Here is an 18382-nt window from a genome sequence, read left to right as displayed (position 1 = left end):
CGGCCCGCAAGTGAGGGCATGACGAGCGCGCCGGATCGCGGTGCGTCGAATCGTCCATCCCGTGACGGATCATGCTCTGGCGACGCAGATTGGCGCAAATGTCGTTGCCCGAAAATTCGACGCCCTCTATGAGGAGCGTAGATTCACGATATGCAAGGATATCCAGCATGAGTGCCAGCGGCCTGCCGTTTGATGATTTCCGCGAATTGCTGCGCAACCTGCCGGGGCCGGATTCGGCAGCGCTGGTTGCGGCACGGGAACGGGACGCACAACTGACGAAACCGCCGGGCGCGCTCGGACGTCTCGAAGAAATCGCCTTCTGGCTCGCCGCCTGGACCGGCAAGGCGCCGGCGGTCAATCGGCCTCTGGTGGCGATCTTCGCCGGAAACCACGGCGTCACCCGTCAGGGCGTGACGCCGTTCCCGTCGTCCGTCACTGCGCAGATGGTCGAAAACTTCGCCGCCGGCGGCGCGGCGATCAACCAGATCTGCGTCAGCCACGACCTCGGCCTCAAGGTCTTCGACCTGGCGCTCGATTATCCGACCGGCGACATTACCGAGGAAGCAGCGCTCTCCGAACGGGATTGTGCTGCAACCATGGCCTTCGGCATGGAGGCGATCGCCGGCGGCACGGATCTGCTCTGCATCGGCGAAATGGGCATCGGCAACACGACGATCGCGGCCGCAATCAATCTCGGCCTCTATGGCGGCACGGCCGAGGAATGGGTCGGTCCGGGTACCGGTTCCGAAGGCGAGGTGCTGAAGCGCAAGATCGCGGCTGTCGAGAAGGCGGTGGCGCTGCATCGCGATCACCTTTCCGATCCGCTGGAGCTGATGCGCCGCCTCGGCGGCCGCGAGATCGCGGCGATGGCGGGTGCCATCCTCGCCGCCCGCGTGCAGAAGGTGCCCGTCATCATCGACGGCTACGTGGCGACTGCGGCTGCGGCGATCCTGAAGGCGGCTAATCCGTCGGCCCTAGACCACTGCCTGATCGGCCATGTCTCGGGCGAGCCGGGCCATATCCGCGCAATCGAGAAGCTCGGCAAGACGCCGCTGCTGGCGCTCGGCATGCGGCTCGGCGAGGGCACGGGGGCCGCACTTGCCGCCGGCATCGTCAAGGCGGCGGCCGCCTGCCACAGTGGCATGGCGACCTTCGCGCAGGCTGGCGTCAGCAACAAGGAATAATCAAGATACGGCCGGCTTTCGCAGCAAAGCCGGCCAATTGCTGTCCAAAGCCTGTCGCGGGCGCCATTCCCGCGCATGGCGGGCCTTGATGGTCACGTGCTTCTCGCCTATCCAAAGCGCACATGCAGCCCTAACTATGGTCTGACAGCGCGCGCGCCCCGTCAGACGCGCAAAGGTCGCTGCAGCACTTTGAAGTGTTGCATGTTTTATCGCTGGATCGGATAGGATCTACGGATACGTGCAGCAGGCCGCCGCAACCGGGAACGCCTTGCATTCGCCTCATTCACGATGTCGAAGCAAGCGCAGTTTCAAGCCCTATCGAGAAGAAATGGACGCCAAGAACACCACGCACCGCATTGGCCAGACGAGTCCTGTCGAGAAGCAGACCGGCATTCGTCATCTCTTCGCCGCCGCCAGCTATTCGCTGGGTGGCGCGAAACGGCTGATCAGCGAAGCTGCTTTCCGCCATGAGTTGATCGCTTTCGGCATTGCCATGGTTGCCTTCGTCATCGTCGGCGCGACCTTCTTCCAATTCGTGGCGATGGCGATTCTGTTCCTGCTGATGATGGCCTTCGAGGCGATCAACACGGCGATCGAGGAGATCGTCGACCGCGTATCGCCGGAAATCTCGGAAATGGGCAAGAACGCCAAGGATCTCGGTTCCTTCGCCTGCCTCTGCCTGATCATCGCCAATGCCGTCTATGCCGGTTACGTCGTGATCTTCGACGGCTTCATGAACTGAGGCGACACATCCCGCAGCGAAATGTGCGCTAGAATTTAGTTAGAGCGTCCTTTGTGCGTTCATCTGGACGCACGGCACTCTAGCCGATCTTGATGACGGTATCGGAGATAAACGTCATCGGCGGTATCGCCAGATTCTCCGGGGCAGGACCCTTACGAATGCGGCCGGCCGTGTCGTAGTGCGAGCCGTGGCAGGGGCAGAACCAGCCGCCATAGTCGCCCGACTGGCCGAGCGGGATGCAGCCGAGGTGGGTGCAGACGCCGACCATCACGAGCCAGTTCTCTCGGCCCTCTCCGGCCGAACGCGCAAGATCGGTGGCCGGCTGGTCCTTGGGAAGATTGGCGTTACGCGCCACCGGGTCCTTGAGCTCGTCCATCGCGACCGCCTTCGCCGCCTCGATCTCCTTGGGCGTCCGGTTGCGGATGAAGATCGGGCGGCTCCGCCACTTGAGCGTCATCGACGCTCCCTCCTCAAGCGAGGCTACGTCGACCTCTATCGAGGCCATCGCCAACGTCGAGGCGTCAGGGTTCATCTGGTCCAAGAACGGCCAGGAAGCGCCAGCCACTCCGACGGCGCCGGCAATACCGGTGGAAAGATAGAGGAATTCGCGCCTTGTCGGCTCCCTGGTTTCATCAGTGAATATGTTCATGCCACAGCGCTCCTTCCGTCGCGCCACGCGGTCGAGCGACATGGCCCTGGCGAGGGGCAGAAGGGACGTCCGACCTTCGGCTATCGTGGTTGCGATGCAAGCGTGGCGGTATCCGACCTTTATCTTGCAATTTTATCCTTAATTCGCTCCGGAATTAAGGTGTTGCCTTGCAGTGGCGCTCACGGCGCCGCGCGCTTTAGGTGGCAAGCATGAACCGCTTCAGCGCATGGGGATCAGGCGAAACTCTTGCGACGGCGGACCGGGGCCGCCACGTCCTCGACCGGCGGCAGGCTTTCAAGCACGCGGCGGGCCGGCAGGATGGCGATCGCCTCCGTGCCTTCCCGAAGCTTGGAGCGCAGGATGAATTCGCCATTGTGCTTGGCGAGGATGGCCTGGACGATCGGCAAGCCGAGGCCGGTGCCCTGTTCGGCACTCTTGATCGCAATCGAGCCCTGGCCGAAGGCCGACAGGACGATCGGGATTTCCTCCTCGGGGATGCCCGGACCATTGTCCTTGATCGACAGATATTGTCCGCCGCCGGCGGTCCAGCCGCACTTGAAGGTGATTTCGCCGCCGGCATTGGTGAACTTCACCGCATTCGACAGCAGATTGAGGATGACCTGCCGCATCGACTTTTCGTCGACCCAGACCGAGGGCATGCCAGTTTCGAACTGCGAGTGGATGGTGATGTTCTTGGCGCGCGCCCTCAACTGCACCATGCCGACGCAGTCCTCGGCAATCTCGACAAGGCTGACTGCGTCCTCGTTCAGATCGTAGCGGCCGGCCTCGATGCGCGACAGGTCGAGGATTTCGTTGATCAGGTTCAGCAGGTGTTCGCCGGAACGATGGATATCGTTGGTGTATTCCTTGTAGGTCGGGTTGCTGAGCGGGCCCAGGACTTCCGTCGACATGACTTCGGAGAAGCCGAGGATGGCGTTCAGCGGCGTGCGCAACTCGTGCGACATGGATGCCAGAAAGCGCGACTTGGCGAGGTTCGCTTCCTCCGCGCGGCGCCGCGCTTCGTCCGACATCGATTTTGCCACTTCGAGCTCGGCGATCAGATCGTCCTTCTCCGATTGAACCGAGAGAATGTGGACATTGGCGCGGTTCATGCGGTCGGTCATGACCACGAGGAAGAGCAGAGACAGCGAAATGATGCCGGTGAGGCCGATATAGGTCTGATTGCCCGTCGTCAGCGAGACGAAGGCCAATGCGGCGATCACGGGTGTGAACGTGCACAGCAGGGCATTGCGCAACAGGAATGTGCCCATGGCGGTGATGGCGAGCGCGAAGAGCAGTGCAGTGCCGACGAAAAAGCCAAGGCGGACATCGCCGCAGGTCGCGCAATCCTGAGCAACGAGGGCCGCCCAGCAGAGACCCATCAACACCTGGGCGAGCAGCAGACGCCGGCGCCAGACCGGAACCTTTTCCGCGCTGATGTCCTTCTTGCGGGCCTTCCTTGCCAGCACGAGCGTCACCGCATGCGCCGAAAGGGTCATGACCGCCCAGAGGACGATGCTGAGATTGCCGGAGAGATAGACCCCGACGGCGGCAATCAGGGTGACGAGCACCGGGACGGCAATGGCGCCATGCAGGACGGAACCGATGTAAAGATTGAGCATCTCGCGCTCGAAGCCCGAAGGCGCGGACGAGCCCGCTTGCAGCCGTTCGCGCGTCGCGCGGACCGTCCTCGAAACGGCCTTGTTTCGATGGTTTCGCGACTTGTCGACAATGATCTTATCTGTCGAGGTGCTGGCGGCGATACTCATGCTCTTATGCGAAGGTTATGGTTTCCTTGCAGTCTAGTGAGCAATCCTTAAGAAGTTGCTGCCGGCTGTGAAGGATTCGACAACCATTGTGGCGCGGGGGTGTCTTTCGGCCGAAAGCGAGAGCCGGCGCATGAGATTTCGCCTCCAAGCTTTTGGAATCATGTGTATTCATGGTGCGCCCCGTGTGTATCGGGAACGCGCGTAACGATCGAGGTGCAGGAACGTGAAATCGGGCCGGACGAGATACCGCTTCACGGGCGGGCGAGGCGGAGGCCCTGTGGGCCGATCGCGACCGGCCGGCCGTGGCGGGATGCGCGTCGGGTGGATCTTTCTTCTGATCCTTTCGATCGGCGCCTACTTCGCCGACAAACTGCCGGTGGCGGAGCGCGCGGCGACTGGCGAGGCGCGTGGCCTCGCCACGGCAAGCGACGGCGACAGCCTTCGCCTCGATGGCAAGCGCATCCGCATCGAGGGGATCGATGCGCCTGAACTGGACCAGAGCTGCGAGCGCGACGGCGGGACGTGGGATTGCGGCCGTGAGGCGCGTGATCGCCTGAGAGCGCTGATTTCGGCGGACGATGTGCACTGCCGCTTCCATGGACGCGACCGCTACGGCCGCGACCTTGGGACCTGCGAGGCAGGCGGACGTGATGTCGGCCGGGAGATGGTGCTCTCCGGCTACGCGGTCAGTTACGGGCGCTACCAGGCGGAAGAGGCGCGGGCGGAGAAGGAGCGGCGCGGCCTTTGGGGAGGCGAGTTCACGGCGCCGCAGGAATGGCGCCGGACGAACGGCCATCCGGACGAGGGCCCGCATCTGGTCGACGGTTGGCTGGAGACGATCAGGGGCTGGCTGCTGGAGCGCCTGACCGCATTGTTTGCGAGTATTGGTGATGTCTGAGAACGATCTCCCGGACCTGGAGCGGCTGCGGGCTGCGATTGCCGCCTGCCGCATCTGTCGCGACAGCCCGATGCGCGGCGATGACGACCGGCTGCCGCATGAGCCGCGACCGGTGGCGGTGATCTCGACGGCCGCGCGCATCCTGATCGCCGGGCAGGCGCCCGGGCTTCGCGTGCATGACAGCGGGCTGCCCTTCAACGATGCGTCCGGCGATCGGCTCCGGCAATGGCTGGGGGTGGACCGCGAGACCTTCTACGATCCGGGGAAATTTGCGATCGTGCCCATGGGCTTCTGCTTTCCGGGTTATGACGCCCACGGCAGCGACCTGCCGCCGCGTCGGGAATGCGCGCCGCTGTGGCGGCAGCGGGTGATGGATCTGATGCCGCAGGTCGAGCTGGTGCTGGCGATCGGCCATTATGCGCAGCGCTGGCATATTGGTCCGCACTGCCCGAAATCGATGACCGAGACGGTGAAGGATTGGCGGCGTTACGCGCTGCGCAATAGGGATCCCGCCATCCTGCCGCTGCCGCATCCGAGCTGGCGCAACACGGGCTGGCTGAAGCGCAATCCCTGGTTCGAGGCCGATGTTCTGCCGTTCCTGCGGGAGCGGGTGACTATGCTCACAGCCTGAAACAATTTTCTTTATCTTCACCAATTTCGCGCTATAGAGGGAAAAATAATTCGAGAGGGACTTTCATGGACCGCCTAGACCGCAAAATCCTGCGCCTGCTGCAGGAGGATTCCACGCTGGCCGTTGCCGACCTTGCCAAGAAGGTGGGACTTTCGACCACACCGTGCTGGCGGCGCATCCAGAAGATGGAAGAGGATGGCGTCATCCGCCGTCGCGTCGCCCTTCTCGATCCGGTGAAGATCAACACGAAGGTCACGGTGTTCGTGTCGATCCGCACGAATTCGCACTCGATGGAATGGCTTCGCCGTTTCTCCGAGGTGGTCTCCGAGTTTCCCGAGGTGGTGGAATTCTACCGCATGAGCGGCGACGTCGATTATCTGCTGCGCGTGGTCGTGCCGGATATCGCTGCCTATGATGCGTTCTACAAGCGCATGATCGCCAAGATCGAGATCCGTGACGTCTCCTCCGCCTTCGCCATGGAGCAGATCAAGTACACGACCGAGCTTCCGCTCGACTACATGGTGATCGATCAGGCGAAATCCTCCGAGGACTGAGGGTATCCACTAACCGGCTCGGCTTTGATCGAGACCGAGCCGTGCGAGCACCTTGTCGCTCCTAAGTTCGCGAACCGCGTCCTTGCCCGTCCAGCGGGCGGCGCGGTTCGTGCTTGCGGCCAGGCGTTCCGCGAGCGCCAGTGCCGGACCGTGGCAGGCGGCATTGCGCTTGCCGATCTGCCTGAGCGCCCAGTTGACTGCCTTCTTGACGAAATTCCGCTCGTCGCCTGCGTGCTTTTCGATCAGCGGCAGCCAGCTGAGGAGCGTCGCGTCCGGTTCCTTTTTTAGGTGGACTGCGGCGGTTGCAATCATCGCAAAGGCGATGCGGCGGACGAACTCGCGTTCGTCGGCGGCGAATTCCGGGATCAATTCACGCTCGAAGCGGGCGGCGACGAAAAGGTCGGCAACGGTGTCGACGACTTCCCAGGAATTGCAATCGTCCGCCCAGCGGCGCGCCTCTTCCAGTGTCAGAACTTTCGGCTCGGCCGTGAAGGCGGCCAGGATGCGCGCCTCGCGGATGCCGGACTGCCAGAGTTCCAGCGCGCGAGGGTGATCGGCTTTCACCTGCCGAGTCACTTTGTGCAGCTCGACATTGGAGAGGCCGAGGGCGGCCTCGGTGACGATGCCGAAGCGCGCCATGCCGGCGAGATTGCCTTCAGAGCCAAGAGACCGCAGGTGAGCGATGATCTCGTCTGCGGTCGAGGACGGGCCGAGGCTCATTTTTCGAGGCGGGCGAGCAGCGAGGATGTATCCCAGCGGTTGCCGCCCATGGCCTGAACGTCACCGTAGAACTGGTCGACGAGGGCGGTCACGGGCAGCTTGGCGCCGTTGCGGCGGGCTTCCGCCAGCACGATATCGAGGTCCTTGCGCATCCAGTCGACGGCGAAGCCGAAGTCATACTTGCCGGCGTTCATCGTCTTGTGGCGGTTCTCCATCTGCCAGGAGCCGGCGGCGCCCTTGGAGATGACGTCGACCACCTTCTCGATATCGAGCCCGGCCTTCTTGCCGAAGTGAATGCCTTCGGCAAGCCCCTGGACGAGGCCGGCGATGCAGATCTGGTTGATCATCTTGGTGATCTGTCCGGCTCCGGCCGGGCCCATCAGGCCGACCATGCGGGCAAAGCCTTCAATGATGGGCTTGGCGCGATCGAAGACCGGCTCGTCGCCGCCGCACATCACCGTCAGCACGCCGTTTTCGGCGCCGGCCTGGCCGCCGGAAACCGGCGCATCGATGAAGTGGGCGTTGCGCGCCTTCGCCGCTTCGTAGAGTTCGCGGGCGACCTCGGCGGAAGCGGTGGTGTTGTCGATGAAGACGGCGCCCGCGCCAAGCGTTTCAAAAGCGCCGTCCTTGCCCGTCGTTACCGAGCGCAGGTCGTCGTCATTGCCGACGCAGGAAAATACGAATTCGGCGCCGTCGGCCGCTTCCGCCGGTGTGCGCACCGCGCGGCCGCCGAACTCGGCGGCCCATTTCTCGGCCTTGGCGAAGGTACGGTTGTAGACCGTCAGCTCGTGACCGCCGCGGACCTTGAGGTGGCCGGCCATGGGATAGCCCATGACGCCGAGACCGATGAATGCGACCTTTGCCATTTTTCGAATACTCCCATTGCTTTCGCATTGGTGTAGCCGATGGCGCGGATGGGGAAAAGAGCGAAGGAAGGCATCATTCGATGCTCGCCTGCAGCGCCGCGCGTCATTCAAGACGCGCAAAGGACGCTGTAACGCTTTAAATCTGCTGCATAATTTTACCCTCAGATCGATTTCGACTTGAGGAATTATACGAGCGGCATGAGATCAATCAGGGCTTGAAGCGGGCGATCACCAGATGGCCGGCGATCGGTTCGCCTTCTTCCATGCGCACGGTGATGTCGCCGACCTCGACGATCTCGAAGCCGGTGGCCGCGAGACGGTTGCGCAGGTAGCTTTCGGCATGGGCGAAGCGCTGGTGCGGACCGACCATGAAATCGCGGCCGGCGAAGGTTTCGGCCGGCAGCGTCTCGCTGGAGAAGATCAGCAGGCCGCCGGGCACCAGATTGTCGACGGCGCCGAAGAACAGCGCCTCGAGCGCGCCCATATAGGGAAGCACGTCGGTCGCGACGATCAGGTCGAAGGGCTCGTCGTCATTGTCGTCGAGATAATCGACGGCTTCGGCGACGTAGAGCGTCTCGTATAGATCCTTCTCATGCGCGATCTCGACCATGTTTTCGGAGAGGTCGACACCGGTGATATCGTCAGCCATGTCGCGGAGCGCACCGCCGGTGAGGCCCGTGCCGCAGCCGAGATCGAGCACGCGATCGAATGGGCCGAGTTCGAGCGCCTGCAGCCGTTGGCGAACGAGCAGCGGCACGCAGTAGCCGAGCTGGTCGACGAGCACGTTGTCGAAGACCTCGGCATGCTGGTCGAAGAGCGTGGCGACATAGGCGTCAGGCGCCTTCACCGGCGTCTCGCCGCGCCCCATCGAAGCCAGCCGCACGGCAGCGCCGCCGTGGTCTTCCGGGTCGAGCGCCAGCACTTCGGCATAGGCGTCGGCAGCGGCATCGAAGCTGCCGGATTTTTCCAGGGAGAGGGCGCGGTTATAGGCTTCCGCCAGCGCTTCCTCGTCGATTTTCGTGCTCTTCTGGGTCATGGGCGCTTCTTACGTCCGCAAAGGGGCTTTGGCAATCACCGTCGGCGATCGATTACCGCGGCCGCTCACGCATGGATTGCGAACGGATACAGAAATTTAGTCCTTTCGAAGGGAAAAAACGGCGACGCGTGGGGCAGCGGGATTTATCGGGCGGAGGAATGGAGTCATCATCATAACCATAAGAAAACATGGGAGGAACGCCAATGTCCGCCGAACTTGGTCCATTGGTGATAACGACGGAGATCAAGGAGCCGAAGGGGCCGCCGCTGCCGCAGTCATCGCAGGAGCAGATCAACGCAGTCGTGCATTATTACCGGGGCGAATTGGGCCGCATGGCCGGCTGGCGCGATCGCATCGACCGGACTTCGAACTGGGCGATCACCGTCGCCGCCGCGCTGCTCTCCGTTTCCCTGTCGACCCCGTCGTCGCACCATAGCGTGCTGCTCTTCGCGATGCTGCTGATCACCCTGCTGCTGCTCATCGAAGCGCGGCGCTATCGCTTCTTCGATGTCTACCGGGCGCGCGTCAGGCAATTGGAGCGGGGGTATTTCGCGCAGATCCTCGCACCGGACGGAACGCCGAACCTCAACTGGGCGGTGGCGATCGCCAAGAGCCTGCGCAAGCCGGCCTTCCTGATGAGTTACCGTGAGGCCGTCTGCCGGCGGCTGCAGCGCAACTATTGCTGGATGTATCTGATCCTGCTGCTTGCCTGGACGCTGAAGATCTCCTCGCCGAAGATCTCGACCAATGGCGAGCCCTTCGGCCACGTGCGCTCCTGGGCCGATGTCGCCCAGAATGCGGCGCTTGGCCCCATATCCGGCTGGCCGGTGATCGTTGGCGTGTTGCTGTTCTATGCGCTGGTGCTCTACGGCTCGCTGCACAGGGAGCCGGGCGAAGGGGAATTGGCGCATGGGGAGGTGCATGTTTGAGGGCGCGTCGCCTGGAGGGTCCTGAACGCCTGCGCCATCGCGGTAGTTCAGGCATGCCGATTGCAATGCGGGTAGCCTGACCGAACGGCCACTTAGGCTCATCAGTTTCGATCGGCGGTTCAGTGCAGGATGAACTCGCCCTTCAACGCCCGCCATTCCGTTGCCGAGATCAGCTTGCGGTGCACATAGCGCACCGAATGCAGCGGCCCATCCAGTTTTTCCTGCCAGAATTTCAGGAAGCTGCGCATCTCCGGAAAGTCGGGCGCGATGTCGTAGTGCTGCCAGACATAGGTCTGGAGGAAGGTCGGATGATCCGGCATGTGATAGAGGATCTGGGCCGTCGTCAGGCCATAGCCTTTAAGCTGAAGTTCCATCTCGTTTGTCATGAGGACCTCACTTCTCGCAAAGGTGGTCTCTATGATGAAACGCTTGATTTCTTAATCAAGGGCTAATGTTTGCCCCGAAATGAAACTTTCGTAGAAATAACAAAAGCTTGGCAGCACCTTGCGAAGAGTGCTGCCAAGCTTTTCCGGTAGTGGCTTTCGGACCTAAAGCGCATCGCGATCTTTCAGATTCGCTCCTTGCGCTTTCAGTCTTTGATACTTCGCATGTCGTTATCGCAAAGCCGCTGACAAACTTTAGCGCTTGAGGTGACGGGTCAGCCGCGCTTCCAGCAGGCTCCAGATGTTGCGCAGGATCTCGACCATGATCAGGTAGAGAATGGCTGCCCAGATATACATCTGGAAGTCGAAGGTGCGCGAGAAGGCGTAGCGGGTTTCGCCCATCAGGTCGAAGACGGTGACGATCGCGACGATCGCCGAACCCTTGATCATCAGGATGATTTCGTTGCCATAGGGGCGCAGCGCCACGATCATCGCCTGCGGCAGGATGATCTTCCAGAAGGCGACGCGCTCGGGCAGGCCGAGGGCGGCGGCACCTTCACGCTGGCCGCGCGGTACGCTTTGGATCGCGCCACGCAGAATTTCCGCCTGGTAGGCTGCGGTGTTGAGCGTGAAGGCGAAGAGCGCGCAGTTCCAGGCATCGCGGAAGAACCACCACAGCCCGACCGTTTCGAGCTGCGGGCGGAAACTGCCGAGCCCGTAATAGATCAGGAAGAGCTGCGCGAGCAGGGGCGTGCCGCGGAAGAAATAGACATAGCCATAGGCGAGCCACGACCAGAGCCTGTTCTTGGACATGCGGGCAAAGGCGATCGGCAGCGACAGCATGGCGCCCAGCACGATCGAGATCGAGACCAGCATCAGCGTGACGCCGAGGCCGGAGAGGAAACGCGGACCGTATTTGGCGAACTTCCCCGGGTCCCAGCCGTTGACGACGGTCAGGAAGATGCCGACGCCAAGTGCGAGCCAGATGCCGAGCGCAACGCTGCCGACGAAGCGGGCCAGCGTATAGGGTTTTGGCGGAACCGGAGGCGGGGCCTGCGGCGGGATCATCGTTGCAACAGCGGTCATCGGCCCATCTCCGCACGTTTGGTCCAGCGTTCGAGATTCGCAAAGACGATCGAGGATATCATCGCGAGGATCAGGAAGAGCACGCAGGCCACACCATAGAATTCAAAGGCTTGCTTGGTCACCCGGGCGGCGACGCCGGTCTGGCGCAGGATGTCCGTCAGGCCCACGACCGAGACGAGTGCGGTGTCCTTGAGCAGCGCCATCCAGAGATTGCCGAGACCGGGCAGCGCGATGCGCACGAGTTGCGGCAGGATGATGAGGCGCATGGTCCTGTTGCGATGGAAACCAAGGGCGTCGCCGGCCTCGTACTGACCGTGGGGAATGGCCTTGAAGGCGGAGAGCAGCACTTCCGAACAATAGGCGGAGAAGACGACGCCGAGTGCGATCATGCCGGCGAAGAAGGCGTTGATCTCGACCGGGCCCCCGTAGCCGAACGTCCCCAGCAATTGCTGAACGAGGATCTGCAGGCCGTAATAGACGATGAAAAGCGTCAGCAGTTCTGGCAGCCCGCGGAAGATCGTCGTGTAGACATTGGCGGCGAGCCGCACGGTGCGCTCTTCGGACTGCTTTCCGAGAGCGACGAAAAAGCCGATCAGCAGGCCGACAGGCAGCGTCGCGATGGCAAGGCTCGCGGTCACGACGAAGCCGTAGGCAATATCGTCGCCCCAGCCCGTGTCGCCGCAGGCCAGCAAGGTGCCGGGCGCCAGCCAACGAAAGACCCCGACCGGGCCACAGAATGGATCGACGATCGATGCGATCCAGGAGAGGATGGAATAGAAGCCGGCAAACAACCCGCTCATGTCAGAAGTTTCCCCTTTGCGCCGTTTTTGTGTGTACCGATCGCGCTGTGTTTTAGGCTCTTGTCAAACAAAAACGGCGGAAGGGCAAGCCATCCGCCGTTGCATTTTTCGCATGAACTGACGTTTCTCCGGCATGATTCACTAGGAAATCGCGTCGGAGCCCGTCAATTAGCTGCCATAAACGTCGAACGGGAAGTACTTTTCGTTGATTTCCTTGTACTTGCCGTTGGCGCGGATCGCTTCGATCGCCTTGTTGAACTTTTCGCGCAGCGCGTCGTCGCCCTTGCGCACGGCAATGCCGGCGCCTTCGCCATTGATGACCGGGTCGATCGGCAGGGTGCCAAGCAGCTTGCAGCAGGCGCCGTCAGCCGTCTTCAGCCACTCGGAGAGCACGACGACGTCGTCGATCACGGCGTCGATGCGGCCGTTGGCGATGTCGAGCTTGTACTCGTCAGCGGTCGGATAAAGCTTGATGTCCGCACCCTTCATATGCGCTTCGGCATAGTTGGAGTGGGTGGTGGAACCCTGCGCGCCGAGCGTCTTGCCGGCAAGCGCTGCCTCGGTCGCCTCGGTGATCGGCGAATCCTTCGGTACGACGATGGCCGGCGGCGTGTTGTAGTATTTGTTGGTGAAGTCGACCTTTTCCTTGCGCTCGGCGGTGATCGACATGGACGCGACGATGGCGTCGAACTTCTTGGCGATCAGCGCCGGAATGATGCCGTCCCAGTCCTGCGTGACGAAGGTGCATTCCGCCTTCATTTCCGCGCACAGCGCCTTGGCGATGTCGATGTCGAAGCCCGTGAGCGTCCCGTCCGCTTCGAGGTTGTTGAAGGGCGGGTAGGCGCCTTCCGTGCCGATAACGACCTTTTCGCCGTCGGCCATGGCCGAGCCTGCCATGAGCACGAAAACGGCAGCCGATGCGGCGGCTGCCAGCCGTCTGGAAATACGCATGATAGTCCTCTCTGTTGGTCGATGCCCGGTCTTTTCTTCTTCACGGACACCAATTTCGACCGGGGCGTTTGCCTCCGGTTGCGGCGATATTCGTACTCTTTCCCTGTAAAAATCAACAGGAAAGCGAAGGTGCTCACTGCGAATCGGATTTCGACCGCAGATTGCGATGGCGGCCCTCGCAATGAACATGAACGACGCGTTCAGCGCCGGTTAATCTTGCCTCCGCTAGCCCTTATCAAGGAACCGGCGCGTGGTTCGGCTTTTGCGCGTGACGGCATGCGTCGCGGGCAACACAAAAAAGCCGAAACCTTGGGTCAAGGCCCCGTGAGCATTCGCGTACGCATCATTCTTCGGCGTGTCATTGAGCGGGAAGAGGATGCGGGACCAGGACCTCCCAGGAAGAGGAAGGAAGACAAATGTCGATTCGATCCAAACTGTTTGCGACCGTCGCGCTGCCGGTGCTGTCGGTGTCCGTCGCGGTTCCGCCCGCCGTCGCCGATAGCCTGATGAAGCCATTCGAGGTTGCACAGGAGGGCGGTGGTCAGTCCGACGAAGAACTGCTGCTGCAGAAGCAGCGCCAGGCCGAGGAAGAGGCTGCGCGTCAGGCGGCCGAACAGCAGAGGGCCGCTGAAGAGGAAGCCGCTCGCCAGGCCGCCGAGCAGCAGAAGGCTGCGGAAGAAGAGGCAGCCCGCGCGGCCGCCGAACAGCAGAAGGCTGCGGAAGAAGAGGCAGCCCGCGCGGCCGCCGAACAGCAGAAGGCTGCGGAAGAAGAGGCAGCCCGCGCGGCCGCCGAACAGCAGAAGGCTGCGGAAGAAGAGGCAGCCCGCGCGGCCGCCGAGCAGCAGAAGGCGGCGGAAGAAGAGGCAGCCCGCGCGGCCGCCGAACAGCAGAAGGCGGCGGAAGAGGAGGCTGCCCGCGCAGCCGCCGAACAGCAGAAGGCGGCGGAAGAAGAGGCAGCCCGCGCGGCCGCTGAGCAGCAGAAGGCGGCTGAGGAAGAGGCGGCCCGTGCAGCCGCCGAGCAGCAGAAAGCTGCGGAGGAAGAGGCTGCCCGTCAGGCCGCCGAACAGCAGAAAGCTGCCGACGAGCAGAAGGCTGCGGAAGAGCAGCAGAAAGCCGCTGAACAGCAGAAGGCCGCGGAAGACGAGGCTGCCCGTCAGGCTGCCGAGCAGCAGAAGGCGGCTGAAGAACAGCAGAAGGCTGCCGAGCAGCAGAAAGCTGCCGAGCAGGCTCAGCCCGGCGACTGTGTCGTTCCGGAAGGTCAGGACGCATCCACCGCATGCCCGCCGGAAGGGGGCAAGGCGGCGCAGCAGCCCGCGACCACTGAGGAGCAGAAGGCCGGCGAGCAGCCGCCCGTGACGGAAGAGCAGAAGGCAAGCGAACAGCCTGCGCCGACCGAAACGGCGCCAGGCACGGAGCAGCAACCCCAGACGGGCGAAGGCCAGCCTGTGCCTGGCGCTGAACAGCCTAAGACCGGCGAAGGCCAGCCTGTGCCTGGCACGGAGCAGCCGCAAACCGGCGAAGGCCAGCCGGTCCCGGGGACTGAGCAGCCGGCGACCGCCGAGCAGCAACCGCAGGTGCAGCAGCCGGTTCCGGAAGTGGTCGACACTCGCACGGAAGAAGAGAAGGCGAAGATCGCCGAAGACCCGGCGGCGACCGACGAGACCGTCGTTTTGCCGGTTGAAAACGGTGCGGCCGTGCTCGACAGCGACAAGGATGCCGACAATTCGGGCGGCAACCAGACGCGCGAACAGCGCCAGAAGCTGCGCGAGGAGTTGCGCGCCAAGGAAGAAGACGTAGCGCCGCCGGCGGACGATGCTGCAGCCCAGGCTGCAATCGCCGCCGAAATCCCGGCCGACCTGCCGCAGAAGATCGAGGCCAACCTCAACGAAAAGGGCACACGTGTCGACGAGGCGCCGATCTTCGTGGTTCCGGAGACGACCAACATCGTCAACAACACCGTTATCAACAACACGGTGATCAACAACAACACGACCGTCAACAACATCACCAACAACGTGACCGAGGTGAAAGTCGTCGAGCAGGTCGACAACCGCGTGATCCTCGGCGTCGGCGACCAGATCTTCGTGCGGGGCGACGACCGTCCGCGCCTGCGTCACGATGCGGAAGAGACCTACTACGATCAGCTTCCGCGCGGCCGCACCCGCGAAACCATCCTGCGCCCGGGCGGCTACCGGATCGTCACGGTCTACAACCGTTACGGTGACATCCTGCAGCGCTCGCGCGTCGACCGCGACGGCAACGAATACCTGATGATCTATGCTCCCGAGCGTGACGAAGGTCCCCGCCCGGCGATTATCGACGTCGGCTACGAACTGCCGCCGATGCGCCTGCGCATCCCGGTGCGCGACTATATCGCCGACGTTTCGGACGATCCGGATCGCGACTACTACGAGTTCCTGGCCGAGCCGCCGGTGGAGCCCGTCGAGCGCGTCTACACGATCGACGAGGTCCGCCACTCCGCCCGCCTGCGCGACAAGGTTCGTCGTGTCGACCTCGACACGATCACCTTCCCGACGGGCAGCGCCGAGGTGTCGATGTCGCAGGCCAAGACCATGCGCAAGGTCGCAGCCGCGATGGAGAAGATTCTTGCGAAGGATCCGGGTGAAACCTTCTTTATCGAAGGCCACACCGATGCCGTCGGTTCGGACCGCTCCAACCTCGTGCTTTCGGACAAGCGCGCCGAATCGGTCGCGTCGCTGCTGACCGAGGTCTACGGCATCCCGCCGGAAAACCTGGTGACCCAGGGCTACGGCGAGCGCTTCCTGAAAGTTCGCACGCAGGAAGCCGAACAGCAGAATCGCCGCGTCACCATCCGCCGCGTCACGCCGCTGGTCCGCCCGGTCGCGCAGCGCTAACAAAGCTTCGCGCAGCGCTAACCGAGCTTCGCTGAGCGCTGATCCAGCTTCGGGCAGGACTGCCCGGCTACATCCAGGAAACCCGCCTCGCAAAAGGCGGGTTTCTGTCGTTTCAAAGATCTGCCATTTTTTCGCTTCCCCGGATTGCCATGAAAGCCGCTGCCCTCTCATTTTTCGCCTTCGCCCTGCTCACACACTCGGCCAGCGCGGCGCCCGGCCTCGTCGAGCCGGATCTGCGCCTGCCGACAAACCCGGATGGCAAGGGAGCGGCGCCGCGCGTGGCCTTGACGCTCGATGCCTGCAGCGGTGCGACCGACATGCGCATCCTTGGCACGCTCATCGAAAACCGCATCCCGGCGACGATCTTCGTGACCGCGCGCTGGCTGAAGCGCAACGGCCTCGTTGTCGAGGTGATGAAGGCCCATCCGGATCTCTTCGAAATCGAGGATCACGGCGCGATGCACGTGCCGCCGATCGACGTGAAAGTCTCCGTCTATGGTCTGGCGGCGGCCGGCTCCGCGGCAGCGGTCGCGGCCGAAGTCGACGGCGGAGCGACGGCGATCAAGGCGCGAGGCCTGCCGGCGCCGCGCTGGTTCCGCGGCGCGACCGCCAAGTATACCCATTCGTCGATGAGCCAGATCCGCGCGATGGGGTATCGCATCGCCGGCTATTCGGTGAACGGCGACGGCGGTTCGCTGCTCGGCGCTGCCCTCGCTGAGAAGCGCATCCGGGCAGCCAAGGACGGCGACGTCATCATCGCCCATATCAACCAGCCGACCCATTCCGCCGGCGCCGGCGTCGCGCGCGGCATCCTCGACCTCAAGGCGAAGGGCTATAGCTTCGTCCGGCTGAACGACATTCCGGACGAAATGACCGTCGGCGCGACGAACTGACGGCCGATCGAGACACGTGCGGCGAATGTTCGTGTCTTCCCGGCGGTTCGCCAATGCGCAAGGCGGATCGACTGTTGCGTCTCTGTCGAAGGGAAACCCGATGGCGAATCAACTCTTCGTTGCTTAACGTTCCCCGAATGCGTTGCCATCGGGAGGAATGGATGAAACCCGCCGTTTTCGGCCTTGTTGCCGCACTTGCGCTCGGCACGTCATTTTTCCCGGCGCTCGCAGAAATGCCCCCTGTCCCGACAGAGCAGGACCGAGTGCTTGCGGAGAACGGGGACATCTACGCGCAGTTTCGCATCGCCTGGGCCTACTTCACCGGGAAAGGCGCCAAGCAGGATGATGCCGAAGCGTTTCGCTGGTTCCAGAAGTCTGCTGAAGGCGGCAACGTGCCGGCGCAATATAATCTGGCAGCAATGCTGATGGAGGGCCGCGGCGTGGCCCGAAACGAGGTCGATGCCGTCAGGTGGTTCAGGCGGGCCGCCGAGAGCGGGCATGCCATTGCCCAGTACGAGCTGGCGCAGAAGTATTTCAAGGGCGAAGGCGTCAAGCCAAACATTGAAGAGGCGCTCCGCTGGTACCGCCTTTCGGCGGCGCAGAAGTTTCCACTGGCGCAATTCAAGCTAGGCTTACTCTACGCCACGGGGCAGGGCGTTTCGCGCGACGACGAAGTTGCGGCGCGCTGGTACCGGAATGCTTCCGAGGGCGGGTATGCGGCTGCGCAATTCAATCTCGCGATCATGTACCTGCAGGGGCAGGGTGTGGCGCAGGACCGGGCCGCTGCTTTCGATCTGTTCAAACAGGCGGCGGAGAACGGGGACAAGACGGCGCAGCTAAACGTTGGCCTGATGTATGTGAGCGGGACAGGTGTCGCCGAGGATCAGGTGGCAGCAGCACGATGGTTCCGAACTGCTGCCGATACGGGTGATGCCGCTGGTCAATACAATCTGGCGCTAATGTATAGTGATGGCCGCGGCGTAGAGCGTGACGCGAAGGAGGCGGTGCGGCTCTATACGCTCTCGGCAGAGCAAGGCTACGTGCTGGCGCAACACAATCTCGGCGTCGCCTATGCGACCGGCACCGACGTGGACCGTGACCCGGCAGCGGCCTTCGGCTGGTTCATGAAGGCAGCTGAGCAGGGCCACGCCAAGGCGCAGTTCAACGTCGCGCAGGCCTATGTCGAGGCGAACGGGGTCGACAAGGATCTGAAAGCGGCGGCGCTCTGGTACGGCAAGGCAGCGGCCCAGGGGATGTCCGAGGCGCAACAGGCTCTCGATGCGCTGCCGAAAGACTGACAGCGACCATTTTCCCGCATGACCTTCAAATGAGGCGGTTAACGGCCGCTGCTCGACGCGCTGAAGCCGTCTGTCGAAATCGGTTTTCCGTTGAAGGAACCTCGCCATAGGATTTTT

Annotated in this window: 18 protein-coding genes; 9 read left to right on the top strand and 9 right to left on the bottom strand. The window is 62.9% G+C overall.

Annotated features, from left to right (window positions below):
• Window positions 1-167: 167 nt before the first annotated feature.
• Together cobT and ACQ5BM_RS21760 are read left to right on the top strand one after the other, a co-directional pair.
• Window positions 168-1184, top strand: a complete 1017-nt coding sequence (cobT, locus tag ACQ5BM_RS21765) for a nicotinate-nucleotide--dimethylbenzimidazole phosphoribosyltransferase (RefSeq protein ID WP_429815761.1) — start codon at window positions 168-170, stop codon at window positions 1182-1184.
• A 328-nt stretch (window positions 1185-1512) separates the two neighbouring features.
• Window positions 1513-1926 (top strand): diacylglycerol kinase, encoded by a 414-nt coding sequence (locus tag ACQ5BM_RS21760; protein WP_173516722.1) that lies wholly within the window; start codon window positions 1513-1515, stop codon window positions 1924-1926.
• A gap of 79 nt (window positions 1927-2005) precedes the next feature.
• On the opposite strand, the gene petA is transcribed toward ACQ5BM_RS21760, so the two are convergent.
• Together petA and ACQ5BM_RS21750 are read right to left on the bottom strand one after the other, a co-directional pair.
• Window positions 2006-2575 carry a ubiquinol-cytochrome c reductase iron-sulfur subunit gene (gene petA, locus ACQ5BM_RS21755; protein WP_429815759.1) on the bottom strand — a complete coding sequence of 190 codons (570 nt, stop codon included), beginning with the start codon at window positions 2573-2575 and terminating at the stop codon, window positions 2006-2008.
• Between the two features lie 233 nt (window positions 2576-2808).
• Window positions 2809-4344, bottom strand: a complete 1536-nt coding sequence (locus tag ACQ5BM_RS21750; RefSeq protein ID WP_429815756.1) for a sensor histidine kinase — start codon at window positions 4342-4344, stop codon at window positions 2809-2811.
• Window positions 4345-4621: 277 nt separating this feature from the next.
• On the opposite strand from ACQ5BM_RS21750, the gene ACQ5BM_RS21745 reads away from it, so the two are divergent.
• The 3 genes from ACQ5BM_RS21745 (at window position 4622) to ACQ5BM_RS21735 (ending at window position 6427) form a co-directional block, all read left to right on the top strand.
• A complete protein-coding gene (locus ACQ5BM_RS21745; RefSeq protein WP_429815753.1) occupies window positions 4622-5242 on the top strand; it encodes a thermonuclease family protein in 621 nt (206 codons plus the stop codon).
• On the top strand, window positions 5235-5873 hold the full coding sequence (locus tag ACQ5BM_RS21740) for a uracil-DNA glycosylase family protein (RefSeq protein WP_429815750.1): 639 nt from the start codon (window positions 5235-5237) through the stop codon (window positions 5871-5873). The genes ACQ5BM_RS21745 and ACQ5BM_RS21740 overlap by 8 nt, the downstream gene beginning before the upstream one ends.
• A 65-nt stretch (window positions 5874-5938) precedes the next feature.
• Window positions 5939-6427 carry an Lrp/AsnC family transcriptional regulator gene (locus ACQ5BM_RS21735; RefSeq protein WP_173516716.1) on the top strand — a complete coding sequence of 163 codons (489 nt, stop codon included), beginning with the start codon at window positions 5939-5941 and terminating at the stop codon, window positions 6425-6427.
• Window positions 6428-6436: 9 nt separating this feature from the next.
• On the opposite strand, the gene ACQ5BM_RS21730 is transcribed toward ACQ5BM_RS21735, so the two are convergent.
• The 3 genes from ACQ5BM_RS21730 to ACQ5BM_RS21720 form a co-directional block, all read right to left on the bottom strand.
• A complete protein-coding gene (locus ACQ5BM_RS21730) occupies window positions 6437-7147 on the bottom strand; it encodes a DNA alkylation repair protein (RefSeq protein WP_429815748.1) in 711 nt (236 codons plus the stop codon).
• A complete protein-coding gene (locus ACQ5BM_RS21725; RefSeq protein ID WP_429815745.1) occupies window positions 7144-8013 on the bottom strand; it encodes an NAD(P)-dependent oxidoreductase in 870 nt (289 codons plus the stop codon). Before ACQ5BM_RS21725 ends, ACQ5BM_RS21730 begins: the two co-directional genes overlap by 4 nt.
• Window positions 8014-8221: 208 nt before the next feature.
• Window positions 8222-9049 carry a methyltransferase gene (locus ACQ5BM_RS21720; RefSeq protein ID WP_429815742.1) on the bottom strand — a complete coding sequence of 276 codons (828 nt, stop codon included), beginning with the start codon at window positions 9047-9049 and terminating at the stop codon, window positions 8222-8224.
• 203 nt (window positions 9050-9252) lie between these two features.
• Here ACQ5BM_RS21720 and ACQ5BM_RS21715 point away from each other — a divergent pair, with 203 nt between their 5' ends.
• On the top strand, window positions 9253-9978 hold the full coding sequence (locus ACQ5BM_RS21715) for a DUF2270 domain-containing protein (protein ID WP_429815740.1): 726 nt from the start codon (window positions 9253-9255) through the stop codon (window positions 9976-9978).
• A 119-nt stretch (window positions 9979-10097) separates the two neighbouring features.
• On the opposite strand, the gene ACQ5BM_RS21710 is transcribed toward ACQ5BM_RS21715, so the two are convergent.
• From ACQ5BM_RS21710 to ACQ5BM_RS21695, 4 genes are all read right to left on the bottom strand, one after another.
• A complete protein-coding gene (locus ACQ5BM_RS21710; protein WP_173516711.1) occupies window positions 10098-10364 on the bottom strand; it encodes an usg protein in 267 nt (88 codons plus the stop codon).
• 252 nt (window positions 10365-10616) lie between these two features.
• A complete protein-coding gene (locus tag ACQ5BM_RS21705; RefSeq protein WP_429815736.1) occupies window positions 10617-11447 on the bottom strand; it encodes an ABC transporter permease in 831 nt (276 codons plus the stop codon).
• Window positions 11444-12247: an ABC transporter permease gene (locus ACQ5BM_RS21700; protein ID WP_429815733.1), complete on the bottom strand. Its 804-nt coding sequence runs from the start codon at window positions 12245-12247 to the stop codon at window positions 11444-11446. The genes ACQ5BM_RS21705 and ACQ5BM_RS21700 overlap by 4 nt, the downstream gene beginning before the upstream one ends.
• Before the next feature lie 168 nt (window positions 12248-12415).
• On the bottom strand, window positions 12416-13198 hold the full coding sequence (locus ACQ5BM_RS21695; RefSeq protein ID WP_429815730.1) for an ABC transporter substrate-binding protein: 783 nt from the start codon (window positions 13196-13198) through the stop codon (window positions 12416-12418).
• 416 nt (window positions 13199-13614) lie between these two features.
• Between ACQ5BM_RS21695 and ACQ5BM_RS21690 the strand changes: the two genes are divergently transcribed.
• The 3 genes from ACQ5BM_RS21690 to ACQ5BM_RS21680 all read left to right on the top strand — a co-directional run bounded on the left by ACQ5BM_RS21690 (window position 13615) and on the right by ACQ5BM_RS21680 (window position 18265).
• Window positions 13615-16074: an OmpA family protein gene (locus ACQ5BM_RS21690; protein ID WP_429815728.1), complete on the top strand. Its 2460-nt coding sequence runs from the start codon at window positions 13615-13617 to the stop codon at window positions 16072-16074.
• Window positions 16075-16223: 149 nt separating this feature from the next.
• Window positions 16224-16967 carry a polysaccharide deacetylase family protein gene (locus ACQ5BM_RS21685; protein WP_429815725.1) on the top strand — a complete coding sequence of 248 codons (744 nt, stop codon included), beginning with the start codon at window positions 16224-16226 and terminating at the stop codon, window positions 16965-16967.
• Between the two features lie 53 nt (window positions 16968-17020).
• Complete coding sequence (locus tag ACQ5BM_RS21680; RefSeq protein ID WP_429815723.1) at window positions 17021-18265, top strand: tetratricopeptide repeat protein; 1245 nt, start codon at window positions 17021-17023, stop codon at window positions 18263-18265.
• Window positions 18266-18382 lie beyond the last annotated feature (117 nt).

The organism is Ensifer sp. B1-9 (assembly GCF_050474445.1).
Taxonomy (GTDB): Bacteria; Pseudomonadota; Alphaproteobacteria; order Rhizobiales; family Rhizobiaceae; genus Ensifer.
Note: the sequence above shows the minus strand (reverse complement) of the source record. Positions and strands in the feature narration are given on the sequence as shown.

What these genes read in the sequence shown, in the direction of transcription:
- ACQ5BM_RS21690 (WP_429815728.1), top strand. Translation starts at nt 13,615, where the DNA reads ATGTCGATTCGATCCAAACTGTTTGCGACCGTCGCGCTGCCGGTGCTG.
- ACQ5BM_RS21750 (WP_429815756.1), bottom strand. Translation starts at nt 4,344, where the DNA reads ATGAGTATCGCCGCCAGCACCTCGACAGATAAGATCATTGTCGACAAG.
- ACQ5BM_RS21740 (WP_429815750.1), top strand. Translation starts at nt 5,235, where the DNA reads ATGTCTGAGAACGATCTCCCGGACCTGGAGCGGCTGCGGGCTGCGATT.
- ACQ5BM_RS21705 (WP_429815736.1), bottom strand. Translation starts at nt 11,447, where the DNA reads ATGACCGCTGTTGCAACGATGATCCCGCCGCAGGCCCCGCCTCCGGTT.
- ACQ5BM_RS21715 (WP_429815740.1), top strand. Translation starts at nt 9,253, where the DNA reads ATGTCCGCCGAACTTGGTCCATTGGTGATAACGACGGAGATCAAGGAG.
- ACQ5BM_RS21760 (WP_173516722.1), top strand. Translation starts at nt 1,513, where the DNA reads ATGGACGCCAAGAACACCACGCACCGCATTGGCCAGACGAGTCCTGTC.
- ACQ5BM_RS21725 (WP_429815745.1), bottom strand. Translation starts at nt 8,013, where the DNA reads ATGGCAAAGGTCGCATTCATCGGTCTCGGCGTCATGGGCTATCCCATG.
- ACQ5BM_RS21730 (WP_429815748.1), bottom strand. Translation starts at nt 7,147, where the DNA reads ATGAGCCTCGGCCCGTCCTCGACCGCAGACGAGATCATCGCTCACCTG.
- ACQ5BM_RS21695 (WP_429815730.1), bottom strand. Translation starts at nt 13,198, where the DNA reads ATGCGTATTTCCAGACGGCTGGCAGCCGCCGCATCGGCTGCCGTTTTC.
- ACQ5BM_RS21685 (WP_429815725.1), top strand. Translation starts at nt 16,224, where the DNA reads ATGAAAGCCGCTGCCCTCTCATTTTTCGCCTTCGCCCTGCTCACACAC.
- ACQ5BM_RS21735 (WP_173516716.1), top strand. Translation starts at nt 5,939, where the DNA reads ATGGACCGCCTAGACCGCAAAATCCTGCGCCTGCTGCAGGAGGATTCC.
- petA (WP_429815759.1), bottom strand. Translation starts at nt 2,575, where the DNA reads ATGAACATATTCACTGATGAAACCAGGGAGCCGACAAGGCGCGAATTC.
- ACQ5BM_RS21700 (WP_429815733.1), bottom strand. Translation starts at nt 12,247, where the DNA reads ATGAGCGGGTTGTTTGCCGGCTTCTATTCCATCCTCTCCTGGATCGCA.
- ACQ5BM_RS21710 (WP_173516711.1), bottom strand. Translation starts at nt 10,364, where the DNA reads ATGACAAACGAGATGGAACTTCAGCTTAAAGGCTATGGCCTGACGACG.
- ACQ5BM_RS21680 (WP_429815723.1), top strand. Translation starts at nt 17,021, where the DNA reads ATGCGCAAGGCGGATCGACTGTTGCGTCTCTGTCGAAGGGAAACCCGA.
- cobT (WP_429815761.1), top strand. Translation starts at nt 168, where the DNA reads ATGAGTGCCAGCGGCCTGCCGTTTGATGATTTCCGCGAATTGCTGCGC.
- ACQ5BM_RS21720 (WP_429815742.1), bottom strand. Translation starts at nt 9,049, where the DNA reads ATGACCCAGAAGAGCACGAAAATCGACGAGGAAGCGCTGGCGGAAGCC.